We start from the raw sequence: 14,357 nt of genomic DNA on the forward strand, positions 1-14,357 counted from the left end.
ACAATAGCTGTCATTACACATTTTTTATTATAGATCTTTATTTTTATGTGTTTCGTATAAATAAACCGGGATACCAAGTGCAACAATTGTAAATGAAATTAAAACACCTACAATATCTGATTGAACTTCGCTAACTAAAACGAAGGCTGCACCTAAGATAGCAACAATAGGTGTTATGGGGAACAATGGAACTGAGAAAACACGTTTTAAATCTGTTCCTTTATTCCGACGGCGTAAGATAAAGAGGCCGACGAAAGTCATAACATAAAAGCAATAAACTGTAAAAATACAAATTTCAGATAAGCGATCAGCATCAAAAAATAAAATCATAATCGCTGCAATACTTAAAGCCACACATGTTGCAATAACAGGTGAATGTGATTTTGGATGTAAATAAGATATTTCTTTATGGAAAGGTAATTGTTTGTTCTTACCCATTGCCCACATAATTCGAGGGAATGTCATGATTTTACCGTTCATACAACCAAGAATAGAAATAATGACACCGATATTCATAATTTTTCCACCAAGTTGGCCAAAGGCAATCTTAGCAAATTGTGGTGTTGCATTTTCGCCTAGTTGATGGATTTGACTAGCAGGCATGACACGCATAATACTGAACGAAACAAGAATATAAATAAGAAGAACAATTGAAATTCCTAAAACAATAGCTCTAGGTAATGTCTTTTTAGGATTTTTAATTTCATCACCCATATTAGCAATCAGAATCCAACCATCATAAGCAAATAAAGTAGCTAGTATACCAACACCAAAATTATTTGTAGAGTGACTGACAGTTGCAACAGATTGGCCAAGTGCATTTGCATTGCCAAAAAATAAACCAAAAATAATAATAGCAGCAATAGGGAATAATTTACAAATAGTTGTAATAATCTGGAATGAAGCACCATAACGATTTGATAGCATATTTAGGAAGCCAATAGAAATGACTGCAATTAATGCGATTAAATGAGAATAACCAGCTGGAATACTAAAGAAATCTACTATTAAAATAGCAAGGTACGCGCCTAACGCAGCAATCATAGCTGGTCCATACACGATAACTTGCATCCAACCAGCTAAGAAACCCCAAATTTTACCGTAAATTTTTTCCATGTAGATATATAATCCACCGGTTTCTGGAATTTGAGATCCAATTTCAGCAACAGTTAGTCCAGCGGTTAAGGTTATGATACCACCACATAGCCATGCGAGCAGGGCATTTGTAGTAGAGCCGGTGTAGTCAAGTACCGAAGCTTGTTTAAAGAAGATACCAGAACCAATAACAGTTCCGATTACGATTGATAATGCTGACCATAGACCTAACGATCTGTTAAGTCCAACTGCTGGTTTTTTTTCCAAAATTGAATCCTCCTTTTCTAAAATGAATAGTTGCATTTTAGCATAACAGCGGGAATCATGCAATAAACTAGATATGATTATGACGACAAAAAAGAGTGCGTGAATCGGCTATTTCAGACCGATTCACGCACTCTTTTTATAGAATTATTTTAAACGATGTAATCTTGCAATTGGGTTGCAATAGTTTTTGTTGCATCAATCTTTAATTTTGTACCTGATTCTTCATAATCTGTTTCTAAGATAGTTGCCTTTTCATTGATTAAATCAACAAGTTGACCTTTATCAAATGGGATAAGAACAGTCATAATTTCGTTATCTTTAAAGACATTCTTTTTAATGATATCTACTAATTGATTAAGTGATTTTTCATCACGCGCACTATAAGTGAATTTATCATCTGAGAAAGTAGGATAATCAATATTTGCTAAATCAGCTTTATTATAGGCATAAATCATCGGAATGTTTTCGACGCCAATAGCTTTTAATGTATCTTCAGTTGTTTGAATCATTTCCTCAGCATGTTTATCAGCCACGTCAATCACTTGGATAAGTAAATCAGCTTGTGCAGCTTCAGCCAAGGTTGTACGGAAAGCTTTTACTAATTGGTGAGGCAATTTGCTGACAAAACCAACAGTATCGCTCAATAAAATTTGTTTTTTATCTTCAAATTGAATATTACGGACACTTGTATCTAATGTAGCAAACAACATATTCTTTTCAAAAACTTGTTTGTCATCATCTTGTCCGATTAGACGAAGCAAGCCGTTCATTGTCGTTGATTTACCTGAATTAGTATAACCAACTAATGCAACAGTCGGAATACCAGATTTATCACGTTGTTTACGTCTAGTAGATTCTTCTTTGTCCATTTCAGCAAGATCTTTTTTAATGTGGTTAATCCGATTTTCAATCACACGACGATCTAATTCAATCTTCGTTTCGCCAGCACCACGGTTAGCGAGTCCACCACCAGATTGTTGATCTAGTTTATCTTGCATCCCTCTTAAACGAGGTAACTGATATTGAAGTTGAGCCATTTGAACTTGGAGTTTTGCTTCGCGTGATTGTGCTCTTGAAGCAAAAATAGCTAAAATCAGGCCTGTACGATCCATAACTTCCATACCTGATGCAGCTTCAAGGTTACGAATTTGAGTTGGTGATAATTCGTCGTTTACAACTAAAATTTTCACACCTTGTGCTTCACTTTCAGTCTTGAATTCTTCAGCTTTACCTTTACCAAAGTAAAGGGCAGCAGTTGGTCGATCTAATTTCTGACGAATGTCTTCAACAGCATGCATGTTGTTAGCTTCGACTAATGCAGCTAATTCAGACATTGTATAATCTAAATTTTCACGTTGTTTTTCGATACCAGCAATGAAAACGTCAATAACTGGTATTTCTGTAGAATAAGTTTCTTTCATGAGAACCTCCTCGTGGAACTTAATTAATAGGTTAAGTATAACATTTATTCAAAAAAATATTCGAACATCAAAATAAGTTAACTGAATTAAATGAGAATTAATGAATAAAAATGGCCAAACTCTCATTTTAACAACGTGCAAATGTTATGAGTTGAATATTTTATATAGTTAAACGGCTTTTTTAAAGGCGCTTGAATCTCTTTTTAATTAAATTAGAGTTTAATGTTGATTTTAATCTTTTTCTAATGTAAGATAAACCTACGTTAAGAAAAGGTAAATAAAAAAGGAGAGGTCATATTATGAAGTTAAAGTCAGTTTTGAAATTAAGTGGTGTGCTAGCATTGTCTGTCATTGTCTTGGCAGCGTGTGGATCTAAATCTTCATCTTCAGATAGTAAAGAACTCGCTGATAAACAGGTTATTAATTGGTCTGAAACAGCTGAATTACCATCGATGGATTTATCGACAGCAACGGATACAGTTAGCTTTAACATGTTGAACAATACTAATGAAGGTTTATACAGAATTGGTAAGAACAGTAAAGTGTCAAATGCACTTGCAACTAAAACAACCGTTTCAAAAGATGGCATGACTTATACATTTAAACTTCGTGATTCAAAATGGAGCAACGGAGACGATGTAACGGCTAAAGATTTTGTTTATTCATGGCAACGGACCGTTAATCCTAAGACAGCTTCACAATATGGTTACCTCTTCTCAGGGATTAAAAATTATGATGCAATCAGCGCGGGTAAGATGGCGCCATCAACATTGGGAATCAAAGCAACTGACAAACATACATTAGTTGTAACACTTGATAAAAAAGTACCATATTTCAAATTATTGATGGGCTTCCCAACGTTCTATCCACAAAATCAAAAAGTTGTTGAAAAGTATGGTTCTAAATATGGCACACAAAGCAAATACATGGTTTACAATGGTCCATTTACATTAAATGATTGGACAGGAACTAACTTAACTTGGGACCTAAAGAAAAATGACACTTATTGGGATAAAAAAGCAGTTAAGCTAACACAAATGAATTTCCAAGTTTCTAAAGATAATACAACAAGCTATAATTTATACCAAAGTCAAAAATTAGATATGACGAATTTATCTGCTGAACAAGCTAAAACATTGAAAACAGATAAAGACTATATCACACGTAAACAAGCATCAACGTTCTACTTACAATACAATCAAAAGAATAAATTATTTAATAACCAAAAGATTCGTCAAGCTATTTCATTAGTTATCAACAGAAAACAATTTGTTGATAAAATTTTAGGGGATGGCTCAACTGTTGCGACAGGTTTAGTATCATCAGGTCTTGCTTCAAATCCTAAAACAGGCGAAGATTTTGCAAAAGAATCAACCGTTAAATCAACTGCAAATACAGACATTGCAAAAGCAAAAGAATTATGGAAAGCAGGATTAAAAGAAGTTGGTGTTACAAAAGCTAGTTTCTCACTTCTAAGTGATGATACTGATAAAGCTAAGAAAACAAATGAATTTTTACAAAATGCGATTGAAGATAACTTAGATGGTGCGGATGTAACATTAACAAATATCCCATTCAAATCACGTTTAGCAAAATCAACTAGTGGTGATTTCGATATTGTTGTTACAGCATGGGGTGCTGATTTCTCAGACCCAATCTCATTCTTAGATTTATTTACTTCAGATAATTCACAAAATGCAGGTAAATGGAAAAATAGTGAATATGATGCATTGATTAAAGCTTCAAAAACAACAGATGCAAGTAATGCAGATAAACGTTGGGATGATTTAGTTAAGGCTGAAAAAATCTTGATGAAAGATCAAGGAATTGCACCTCTTTACCAAATGGCTCAAGCTCAATTATTAAGATCAACAGTTAAAGGTGTTATCTACAATGGAGCTGGTATCAATTACAATTTCAAAGATGCTTATGTTACTAAATAATTAATTAACGTGTTAAAATTTAACAAGTGAGAGTTAGCTACCACGGCTAATTCTGACTTGTTTTAATTACATAATAAAGCAAAAGTGAGGGTCAGAATTATGGGTAAATACCTAGTTAAACGAATTTTTTATATGCTACTGACGTTGTTTTTAGTCGCAACCATTACCTTCTTTTTAATGAAGTTAATGCCTGGATCACCTTATGCGAATCAGCAAAAAATGACAACTGAGCAATTACAGATTATGAATGAACAATATGGATTGAATAAACCCGTATGGCAACAATATCTCATTTACTTAGTGGGATTAGTTAAGGGTGATTTAGGAACGTCATTCCAATACAGTAATCAACCTGTGTCATACCTAATTTCAAGCCGTATTGGACCATCCGGACAACTTGGATTACAAGCTATCATCTTCGGAATAGTTATTGGAATTGTGATTGGTGCCATTGGTGCGATTAACAAAAATACTTGGATTGATACTTCTTCAACAATTTTATCAATCTTAGGTATCTCAATTCCTTCTTTCGTCTTAGCTGTTTTATTACAGTATTACGTAGGATTAAAGTTAGGCTGGTTACCAATTGCTGATTGGGGCGGATTCAGTTACACGATTCTACCGACAATTGCTTTAGGGGTTGGCCCACTGGCGGAGACGGCCAGGTTCATTCGAACCGAGATGGTGGATGTCCTAAGCAGTGATTACATTGAACTGGCTAAGGCTAAAGGATTAACAAAGTTTGGCGTTGTATTCCACCATGCTTTACGTAATAGTTTAATTCCTTTAGTAACATTAATCGGCCCTTATACGGTTGCATTAATGACTGGTTCAATGGTTGTTGAAAATATATTCTCAATTCCTGGAATTGGTGAACAATTCGTAAAATCAATTTTGACAAATGATTTCCCCACAATCATGGGTGTTACAATGCTTTATTCAGCTGGACTAGTAGTTGTTATCTTATTAACAGATATCATTTACGGTATTATTGACCCAAGAATTCGATTAACTGGAAGGAGAAATTAACGATGGCAGATAAAATTGACCTACCAGTAGATGCATTTGAACCGTTAGATAAAAATAACGCTATTGATAATGAAAAAATTGCTGCACCGTCGTTGACTTTCGTTCAGGATGCTTGGCGTCGGTTGAAGAAAAATAAAGGGGCTTTTATCTCACTTTGGGTCCTGGTTGCAATTTTTATTTTGGCATTTGGATCCCCCATTTTAGCACCACATAGTGCAACAGAACAAAATGTTGAGTATACAAATTTACCACCTAAAATTCCTGGTGTACCAATAGATGGATTAAATGGAAAGTTAAAAACATCATCAGGTAGCTGGTATGATGCTTATGAACAAAATAGTATTCCAAAAGATAAATACTTTATTTTAGGAACGGATGTTTTTGGACGTGATTTGTTATCAAGAATTATGTATGGAACTAAGATTTCCTTAATCGTGGCACTAGTTGCTGCATTAGTCGATTTAGGAGTCGGTGTTGCTTATGGAATCTTGTCCGGTTGGCGTGGCGGACGTGTTGATACATTCATGCAGCGAATCATCGAAATTATTTCATCGGTACCTAACTTGGTCGTTATTGTTTTAATGTTATTGGTTTTCAAACCAGGTTTAACATCAATTATTTTAGCAATTGCAGTGACTGGTTGGACAACGATGGCTCGATTAGTTCGGGCACAAACGTTGAAATTAAAAGATCAAGAATATATTCTTGCAGCTCGAACTTTAGGCGAGTCACCCGTAAAAATTGCAGTGAAACATTTACTACCTAACTTATCGAGTGTGATTATTATTCAAACAATGTTTACAATTCCTAGTGCTATTTTCTTCGAAGCTTTCTTAAGTTTCATCGGAATTGGGATTAGTGCTCCTCAAGCTTCACTTGGGTCATTATTGAATGATGGTCAAAAGAATTTCCAGTTTTTACCATACCAAATGTGGTATCCAGCAATTGTTTTATGTATTATCATGGTTGCCTTCAACTTATTAGGTGATGGACTCCGTGATGCCTTTGATCCAAAAACGAAAGAGTAGGTGTTGAAAAATGGCAGAAAATATTTTAGAAGTTAACAATCTAGAAATTAATTTTCATACGTATGCTGGAGATGTTAAAGCCATACGTGATGTTAGTTTTCATCTGGCTAAAGGTGAAACTTTAGCAATCGTTGGTGAATCAGGTTCCGGTAAATCCGTTACAACAAAAAGTTTAATGGGATTATTAGCTAATAATGCAGAAGTTATGGGTGGAGAAATTCTTTTTCATGGTGAAGATTTACTTAAAAAATCAGAAAAACAAATGGAAAACATTCGTGGTAAAGATATCGCAATGATTTTCCAAGACCCAATGACTTCTTTAGATCCTACTATGAGAATTGGTAGACAAATTGCTGAACCATTAATGAAGCATAAACATGTAAAAAAAGAAAAAGCAATGGCGCAAGCCTTGGAAATTTTGAAGTTAGTTGGGATTACAGATGCTAAAAAACGCTTTAAGGACTATCCACATCAATTTTCTGGTGGTCAACGCCAACGAATTGTTATTGCGATTTCATTAGTTTGTTATCCAGAAATTTTAATTGCTGATGAACCAACAACAGCTTTAGATGTAACCATCCAAGCACAGATTTTGGAATTAATGAAAGAATTACAAGCAAAAATTGAAACATCAATTATTTTCATTACCCATGATCTAGGGGTTGTTGCTGGTATGGCTAATCGTGTAGCGGTTATGTATGCAGGTCGGATTGTTGAATATGGGACAGTCGATGAGGTCTTTTATAACCCACAACATCCATATACTTGGGGCTTATTGAATTCAATGCCAACACTTGATAGTGAACATCTGTACGCAATTCCAGGTACACCTCCTGATTTATTGGATCCACCAAAAGGGGATGCATTTGCCGCTCGGAATGAGTACGCTATGAAGATTGATACAGAACAACAACCACCATTCTTCGATGTTTCACCAACACATGCAGCAGCTACATGGTTGTTGCATCCAGATGCACCTAAAGTAACGCCGCCAGTTGAAATTCAAAGACGGTATAAAATTTTTGCAAAACAACAAGAAACAAAAATTAAAGCGAATCAAAATTTGGTAGAAAACTAAGGAAGGGGAGCTGAACATAGTGGAACAAAAGAAAAATAAAATTTTAAAAGTCCGTCATTTAAAACAATATTTTAATGTCGGCAAACCAGACGAAGTGAAAGCTATCGATGATATTTCATTTGATATTTATGAAGGCGAGACATTTGGCTTGGTGGGCGAGTCAGGGTCTGGTAAAACAACAACAGGTCGTAGTATCATCAATTTATATGAACCAACTGATGGTAAAATTGATTTTGATGGTGTTGATATTCGTAAAATTAAGTCTAAAAAAGATAAATTACAATTTCGCCGTGACATGCAAATGATTTTTCAAGATCCATATGCATCACTAAATCCACGAATGAAAGTTAAAGATATTGTGGCAGAAGGAATAGATATTCACCATTTAGCTGCCAATGATGAAGCACGTGCGAAACGTGTTGAAGAATTATTAGAAACAGTTGGATTGAATAAAGATCATTCTAGCCGCTACCCCCATGAATTTTCAGGTGGCCAACGCCAACGTATTGGTATTGCTCGTGCTTTAGCTGTAGAACCTAAGTTTATCATCGCAGATGAACCTATTTCTGCATTAGATGTTTCAATTCAAGCGCAGGTTGTTAATTTGTTGAAGGAATTACAAATTGAACATAACTTAACATATTTGTTTATTGCACATGATTTATCAATGGTTAAATATATCAGTGATCGAATTGGTGTGATGCATTATGGTAAGTTATTAGAAATAGCTCCTGCAGACGAAATATATACACATCCTTTACACGATTATACAGCCAGTTTAATCTCGGCCGTTCCTGTTCCTGACCCTGAATTTGAACGTAATCGCATTCCAGTACCATACGATTCGTCAGTTGAGGCAGATGGTAAAAAACGTCGAATGGTTGAAATTTCGCCAGAACATTTTGTTTTAGCAAGTGAAGATGAAATCCCTATGTATAAGGAACGAGCTGCCAATACTTTGGCAGAAGAAGCTGAATAATAAATCAGAAAGATCTTTTCAAGAATTTTTGAAAAGGTCTTTTTTGATTTTAAAAAGGGTGTAAACTATTAATTGTATGAGTATCTTAAATATATTAAAGGAAGTATAAAAATTTTAGGTAATTATGCATAAAATAATGTATACTAGATGTATTAGAATTAGGTAACGACATAACTATTTTTTGATTTGGGAATGAATAAAAGGTTCAACTAAAACGTTATGTGGAACAAAGGGTTTTATATGGTGGGGAGAATGGGAGCACCCAACATGATAGATGATACAGAAGTATATAATGAAGCGTACAAAGAATTACCGTATGATGTACAATTACTTTTTCAAGAGGGGCGTCTCTGCGAAAAAGATAATGATTTAGCCGTATTATTCGATTTATTTATTAAAAGTACAATTAATTTTACTGAATTCTATGGATTTAACGATGATAGAAAGCAGCTATTTGATGAATTGAAACAAAATCCAGAAGAGGCCGCGCAGTTAATTAAGCAATATCGGTATTATCGTAATTGGTTCGAAAAATATCAGGCTAATGTTAATTGTTTTTCGAAATTAAGATTTCTAACTGTCTGTGAATGGTATGATGGTCAACAAGCATATGCAAGTAATAATTAAGAAATGCTATCATACAAGAAATTAAGTAAAAAAAAGTTAGAATATAAAATTAATTTAACTTAAAATGCGAACTTAAAATATACGGCAAGCTTAACAATATTGTTAAGCTTTTTTTGTTTTTATAAGACGCAGAAAAAATTAAAATAGATAACAAGCCAAGTGCTTGTTATCGATGAGAAGGGTGTGGTATATTAATTGCAATTATCGGGGGGTAATCGAATGAGTTTAGGTGAAGGAATAAAAAATGTAAACGCATTACCGTATGATGTGAGGCTATTATTAGAGGAAAGAAATATTCCGGAGAATCAAATGAGTTGGGAAATTATTTCTGATGTGTTTCTTGAAAGTATTGCGACTTACACAGCATTTTATGGATTTAATGAGGATCGTAGAGCGCTATTCAATGATTTAAAAAATGATAAAAATGAGGCCAATCAAATTATAACAACCTATAAAGAATATCGTGAGTGGTTTAAATACTATCACGTTCATTTTGAAAATCTAGAAGATGTGAGGTTTTTAACGATTTGTGAGTCAATAGGTGTAGATGGCATAATAATAAAAGATTAAATTCAAAAACGCTATGACTACTTTTAATTAAGTAGTCATAGCGTTTTTGAATTTAATCTTTAATACCATCTCTTTTACGTTCACGTTCAGCAATCATTGGCATAATGAATCCAAGACCGATAAGAACAACGACACTAATAATATTGATGGCTAACTGGTAGTAGAATAGTGAGCTACCCATCTCGACATCTTGAGGAATAATCCCAAAGACTGTTGCCAAAACAGTAACAACTAAGCACCATAAACCAACAGCGTAAGCTAATTTGTCATTTTTAATGAAGACATATTCTGATGGATATTTAGCACTATTTTTACGGATCTGCATGAAGGCGAAGAAAATCCAACAAGTGACACCTGGTGAAATAATTCCATTCAAGTTCAGTAACCAATTAAAGATTGTATTCATATCTGGCAAGAAGACACCCAAGAAGAGAATGAAGGCACTTAAAGTACAAGTTAAAATGTACCCATTAATTGGTAAACCATCTTTGTTAACTTTAAGTAATTTCTTAGGCATATAACGAGCGCCTGTGTCAGAGATAAGCATGCGAGTCATAGCGTCAAGAAGAACAGCTAGAAGAGCACACATGTACACAATTTGAGTAATAGCGAAGGCATACATTAACCAACTACCCATATGAAATTGATCTCCTAAACGAAGGAATGCGTAGTACGAACCATTCATTTTAAAATCATTAGGAATGTTATGGGCATTGAAGAAAATCCCAAGTGCGAATGAGCCGAAAACTGTTAAGAAGATTGTCATAACGGTTAACATAATCATGGCTTTAGGGAAATCTTTTTTAGGTTTTTTCATTTTTGTGACAAATGGCGCAATTAATTCTGCACCATTAATCGCATAAATTAATAAACCAATTGTTGTGAAATAATGTAAATCAAATTTAGGAATTAGTGTGTGCCAGCTCATATTTGTTGTTGCAATACGACCTGAAGGTGTTAATAATGAGCCAAATGCCATTACAACATATAAAATTGTGAGGATGAACATGGTACCACCACCAATAAGACCTAAAAATTCTAATGAACCTTTGAAGAAACGTTGAACAAAAATGAAACCAACGAAGATTACTAATGTTATTAACGCGAACATAGCTGTTGATAAACTATCTTCGAGTGCATTACTTCCGTTAAATAACCAACCAAAGCCAACAACGACTGAATTAGCGGTATCAACAACGTAAGGAATCGAAGCAGCCCAATAAGTCCATGCCGTAAAGTAACCTAGTTTTTCGCCACGAGTTCCGCGAACCCATGAACTTAAACCGCCACCTTCTGAATTAAAGACGGAACCTAATTGTCCTACCATTAAAGAATAGGGAATTACATATAATAGCAATAAAATGATCCAAGATGTAATAACGCCCATACCTTGATTTTGAAAGTTATAGACGATATCGTCGAAGCCAATAACTGTTACGAATGACATTAATGCCAAAACTGGCCACGATATAAATGTTTTTTTCTCGTTTTCCATAAGTACCTCCCGTGATAAATAACTATGTAAATTAAACTAACAATTTATAAGTATAGTGAACTGACTAATTAATTTCCATGAAAAATTAAATTAATATAAAATGTAATCGTTTTAATGAGAATTAAGTTAAGAATTAACGATAATAAAAATTGCTATTTAATGTGTACTATGTATAATAGTACACATATAGTAAAATGATAAATATAAATGGAGGACTAATAAAATGAAAGAAATAGTTGTAAGCGCAAAAGATGTTAAAAAAGTCTACGGTAAGAATAAAGAGAAGAAAACGGAAGCCTTAAAAGGGATTAATTTTTCTGTCGAACAGGGTGAATTTATTGGTATCATGGGGGCATCAGGATCAGGTAAATCAACATTACTTAACTTATTATCAACACTAGACCAGCCGACTTCAGGACAAATTGAGATTAATAATCAGGATATCTCAATGATGCGTGGCGATAAACTATCAGATTTTAGAGCACAACAAATTGGCTTTATTTTCCAAAGTTTTAACCTGCTAGATAACTTAACGGCAGCTGAAAATATAACATTGCCACTATCATTACAGAATGCGTCTATTTCTAAATATCAAGAACGTATTGATAAATTAACGAAAACACTGGGGATAGATAGTGTTCTTGGACAATTTCCAACTGAATTATCTGGTGGCCAAAAGCAACGAGTTGCAGCAGCTCGTGCTTTAGTCCATAATCCTGCAATCTTATTAGCAGATGAACCAACAGGTGCTTTGGATTCTAAAAGTGCAAAGTCACTCCTATCAACGATGGAAAGTTTAAATAAAAATGATCAAGTATCAATTTTGATGGTGACTCATGACGCTGTTAGTGCGAGTTACTGTCAACGAATTCTCTTTATTAAAGATGGTAAGATTGGTCGAGAATTGATTCAAGGAACGAATACGCGAACAGAGTTTTATCAAGAAATTTTAAATGAACTAGCTAAGAGTGAACAATAATTTTAAGAAGGGAGGAAACAATATGTTATTAAAATTATCCTTAACTGGAATTAAGAGTCGCTTTAAAGATTATCTAATCTTGTTATCAGGACTCATTATGGCTTCAGCAATCTTTTACATGTTTGAAGCATTAGCAACTAATCAAGAATTTATTAAACAAAATGCGACGATAAAATTTGCAGCAATGATTTTCCAAGTAGGTTCTGTACTACTTGCAATTATTACACTGTTTTATATTATCTATGCGAATACATTTTTAATGAGCATGCGTCAAAGAGATTATGGGATGTTCATGATGCTAGGCGCTAAAAAGCGTAAGATTGGGCGCTTAATTTTCACTGAAACTTTAATTATTGGCTTAATTGCAACAGCTGTTGGTATTTTAGTTGGTATTGGACTGACATATGGCGTTAGCCAATTTTTAGTAGATAAAATGGATCTTGCACCGCATTCTTTTCAAGCTTTTTATTTCCCAGCAATCCTAATAACAATGCTTTTCTTCGTTATTCTTTTCATGATTGCTGCTATATTTAATCGACAAAGCTTGTTAAGAACGCCTATCTTAAAATTATTAAATGAAGCAGAACAACCACAAGGTAAAAAGCTAAAATCTTATAATATCTTAATTCAAAGTATCTTAGGATTAGGTTTAATTGCAAGTGGCTATTATTTATTAAGTCATTTAGCACTGTTTCAAATGGCTGGATTTATTGGGTCAGTCGTAACAATTTTGATTGGGACATTTTTAATTTTCAATTCATTATTTAGTGGATTGGTTCAATTATTAAAACGTAATAAGGGATTTTCTGAAAAGCAATTAAATACCTTTTTATTAGGGCAACTTAGCTTTCGATTAGGTTCATTAAATCGGGTTCTAACAATGGTTGCGATGTTATTTGCACTAGCATTAGGCGCAATAACTGTTGGGATGGGATTCTCTGGTGTGGTTGATCAAACAGCTACTTCTACTTCCCCATATGATGTTGTTGTCCAAAATCCATCAACAAAAGAGAAAAAATTACTTAGTCAATTGACTGATAAAAAAGAGTCCATTTATGAAGCAAAAAAAGTTGGTTCTGTCCGTTATTTTAAAAAATCTGACTTTGTGAAATCACCATTGTACACGCTTGATTTCACGGAAACGGGAACGGCTACCGGTAAATTTATTAAAGTTGACCCTGCCAAAATGACAGCTAAAAATGAGGATAATCTATGGGGAAATGCTGTTAGAACTACATTGGAATCCCCTGATATGTTAAATCCAGTACTTGTCTCTGACGCATCATTTTCAGCTGTTTCGGCGAAGACACAACGTATCCATACTGTTAGGTTAGCATCATTTAAAGATAATAAAGAAATCTTAAAAGCATTGAGCGAAGAAATACCTAAAAATCAGTTAGATAATTCATCTTATTTTATGAATAAGTATGTCGTATATCAGTTGGCTAACGGCATTTATGGCGGATTAGAATTCATTGGATTCTTCTTAGGCGTTGCGATGTTGGCAATGTTAGCAAGTGTTCTTATGTTTAAAATATTGTCTAGTGCGGCAACGGATAAAAAACGATATGATTTATTGAACCAATTAGGCGCTAAGCAACGACTAATGAAAAAATCAATTAGGCGCGAAATTGGCATCTTATTCTTCTTACCTGGAATTGTCGGTGTAATCCACGTTTTATTCGGACTACAAATGTTCAAGGAATTAATTCCAGATCCATATTCACATATAACGATTCCATTTATTATTTTTGCAGTTCTCTATTTGGGATATTATTGGGTAACAGTTACCTTATATAAAGGGATGGTATTAAAAAAATAAAAAAGAGGTGAATATTCAGTTTTT

General features: G+C 34.0%; 12 protein-coding genes. 9 read left to right on the forward strand and 3 right to left on the reverse strand.

Annotation, left to right across the window (positions count from 1 at the left end; all coding sequences use genetic code 11):
• Window positions 1-27: 27 nt before the first annotated feature.
• A complete protein-coding gene (locus tag AC1RP4_RS01330) occupies window positions 28-1,365 on the reverse strand; it encodes an APC family permease (protein WP_481761139.1) in 1,338 nt (445 codons plus the stop codon).
• Window positions 1,366-1,511: 146 nt separating this feature from the next.
• The gene (hflX, locus tag AC1RP4_RS01335) at window positions 1,512-2,783 is read right to left on the reverse strand and encodes a GTPase HflX (protein ID WP_481760927.1); all 1,272 of its coding nucleotides are present in this window, start codon (window positions 2,781-2,783) and stop codon (window positions 1,512-1,514) included.
• 299 nt (window positions 2,784-3,082) lie between these two features.
• Here hflX and AC1RP4_RS01340 point away from each other — a divergent pair, with 299 nt between their 5' ends.
• From AC1RP4_RS01340 to AC1RP4_RS01370, 7 genes are all read left to right on the forward strand, one after another.
• Window positions 3,083-4,726 (forward strand): peptide ABC transporter substrate-binding protein, encoded by a 1,644-nt coding sequence (locus AC1RP4_RS01340; protein WP_481760926.1) that lies wholly within the window; start codon window positions 3,083-3,085, stop codon window positions 4,724-4,726.
• A 99-nt stretch (window positions 4,727-4,825) separates the two neighbouring features.
• Window positions 4,826-5,755 (forward strand): oligopeptide ABC transporter permease, encoded by a 930-nt coding sequence (gene opp3b, locus AC1RP4_RS01345; protein ID WP_409021660.1) that lies wholly within the window; start codon window positions 4,826-4,828, stop codon window positions 5,753-5,755.
• 2 nt (window positions 5,756-5,757) lie between these two features.
• The gene (opp3C, locus tag AC1RP4_RS01350; protein WP_481760925.1) at window positions 5,758-6,783 is read left to right on the forward strand and encodes an oligopeptide ABC transporter permease; all 1,026 of its coding nucleotides are present in this window, start codon (window positions 5,758-5,760) and stop codon (window positions 6,781-6,783) included.
• Window positions 6,784-6,793: 10 nt separating this feature from the next.
• Window positions 6,794-7,861, forward strand: a complete 1,068-nt coding sequence (locus AC1RP4_RS01355) for an ABC transporter ATP-binding protein (protein ID WP_481760924.1) — start codon at window positions 6,794-6,796, stop codon at window positions 7,859-7,861.
• A gap of 19 nt (window positions 7,862-7,880) precedes the next feature.
• On the forward strand, window positions 7,881-8,840 hold the full coding sequence (locus AC1RP4_RS01360; RefSeq protein WP_481760923.1) for an ABC transporter ATP-binding protein: 960 nt from the start codon (window positions 7,881-7,883) through the stop codon (window positions 8,838-8,840).
• A 267-nt stretch (window positions 8,841-9,107) separates the two neighbouring features.
• Window positions 9,108-9,467, forward strand: coding sequence for a hypothetical protein (locus tag AC1RP4_RS01365; RefSeq protein ID WP_481760922.1), 360 nt, complete (start codon window positions 9,108-9,110; stop codon window positions 9,465-9,467).
• Between the two features lie 219 nt (window positions 9,468-9,686).
• On the forward strand, window positions 9,687-10,037 hold the full coding sequence (locus AC1RP4_RS01370; protein WP_481760921.1) for a hypothetical protein: 351 nt from the start codon (window positions 9,687-9,689) through the stop codon (window positions 10,035-10,037).
• Between the two features lie 52 nt (window positions 10,038-10,089).
• Here AC1RP4_RS01370 and AC1RP4_RS01375 read toward each other — a convergent pair whose 3' ends face one another.
• Window positions 10,090-11,532, reverse strand: a complete 1,443-nt coding sequence (locus AC1RP4_RS01375; protein ID WP_481760920.1) for an APC family permease — start codon at window positions 11,530-11,532, stop codon at window positions 10,090-10,092.
• A gap of 223 nt (window positions 11,533-11,755) precedes the next feature.
• On the opposite strand from AC1RP4_RS01375, the gene AC1RP4_RS01380 reads away from it, so the two are divergent.
• Window positions 11,756-12,511 (forward strand): ABC transporter ATP-binding protein, encoded by a 756-nt coding sequence (locus AC1RP4_RS01380; protein ID WP_481760919.1) that lies wholly within the window; start codon window positions 11,756-11,758, stop codon window positions 12,509-12,511.
• A gap of 22 nt (window positions 12,512-12,533) precedes the next feature.
• Entirely contained in the window at window positions 12,534-14,333 is a 1,800-nt protein-coding gene (locus AC1RP4_RS01385) for an ABC transporter permease (RefSeq protein ID WP_481760918.1), read from the forward strand.
• The last annotated feature ends 24 nt before the right edge of the window (window positions 14,334-14,357 follow it).

This window comes from Dellaglioa sp. CoH-56-MRSF-10 (assembly GCF_056782175.1).

Coding starts and splice junctions, on each gene's coding strand:
- AC1RP4_RS01355 (WP_481760924.1), top strand. CDS start 6,794: ATGGCAGAAAATATTTTAGAAGTTAACAATCTAGAAATTAATTTTCAT.
- hflX (WP_481760927.1), bottom strand. CDS start 2,783: ATGAAAGAAACTTATTCTACAGAAATACCAGTTATTGACGTTTTCATT.
- AC1RP4_RS01340 (WP_481760926.1), top strand. CDS start 3,083: ATGAAGTTAAAGTCAGTTTTGAAATTAAGTGGTGTGCTAGCATTGTCT.
- opp3C (WP_481760925.1), top strand. CDS start 5,758: ATGGCAGATAAAATTGACCTACCAGTAGATGCATTTGAACCGTTAGAT.
- AC1RP4_RS01385 (WP_481760918.1), top strand. CDS start 12,534: ATGTTATTAAAATTATCCTTAACTGGAATTAAGAGTCGCTTTAAAGAT.
- opp3b (WP_409021660.1), top strand. CDS start 4,826: ATGGGTAAATACCTAGTTAAACGAATTTTTTATATGCTACTGACGTTG.
- AC1RP4_RS01365 (WP_481760922.1), top strand. CDS start 9,108: ATGATAGATGATACAGAAGTATATAATGAAGCGTACAAAGAATTACCG.
- AC1RP4_RS01375 (WP_481760920.1), bottom strand. CDS start 11,532: ATGGAAAACGAGAAAAAAACATTTATATCGTGGCCAGTTTTGGCATTA.
- AC1RP4_RS01370 (WP_481760921.1), top strand. CDS start 9,687: ATGAGTTTAGGTGAAGGAATAAAAAATGTAAACGCATTACCGTATGAT.
- AC1RP4_RS01380 (WP_481760919.1), top strand. CDS start 11,756: ATGAAAGAAATAGTTGTAAGCGCAAAAGATGTTAAAAAAGTCTACGGT.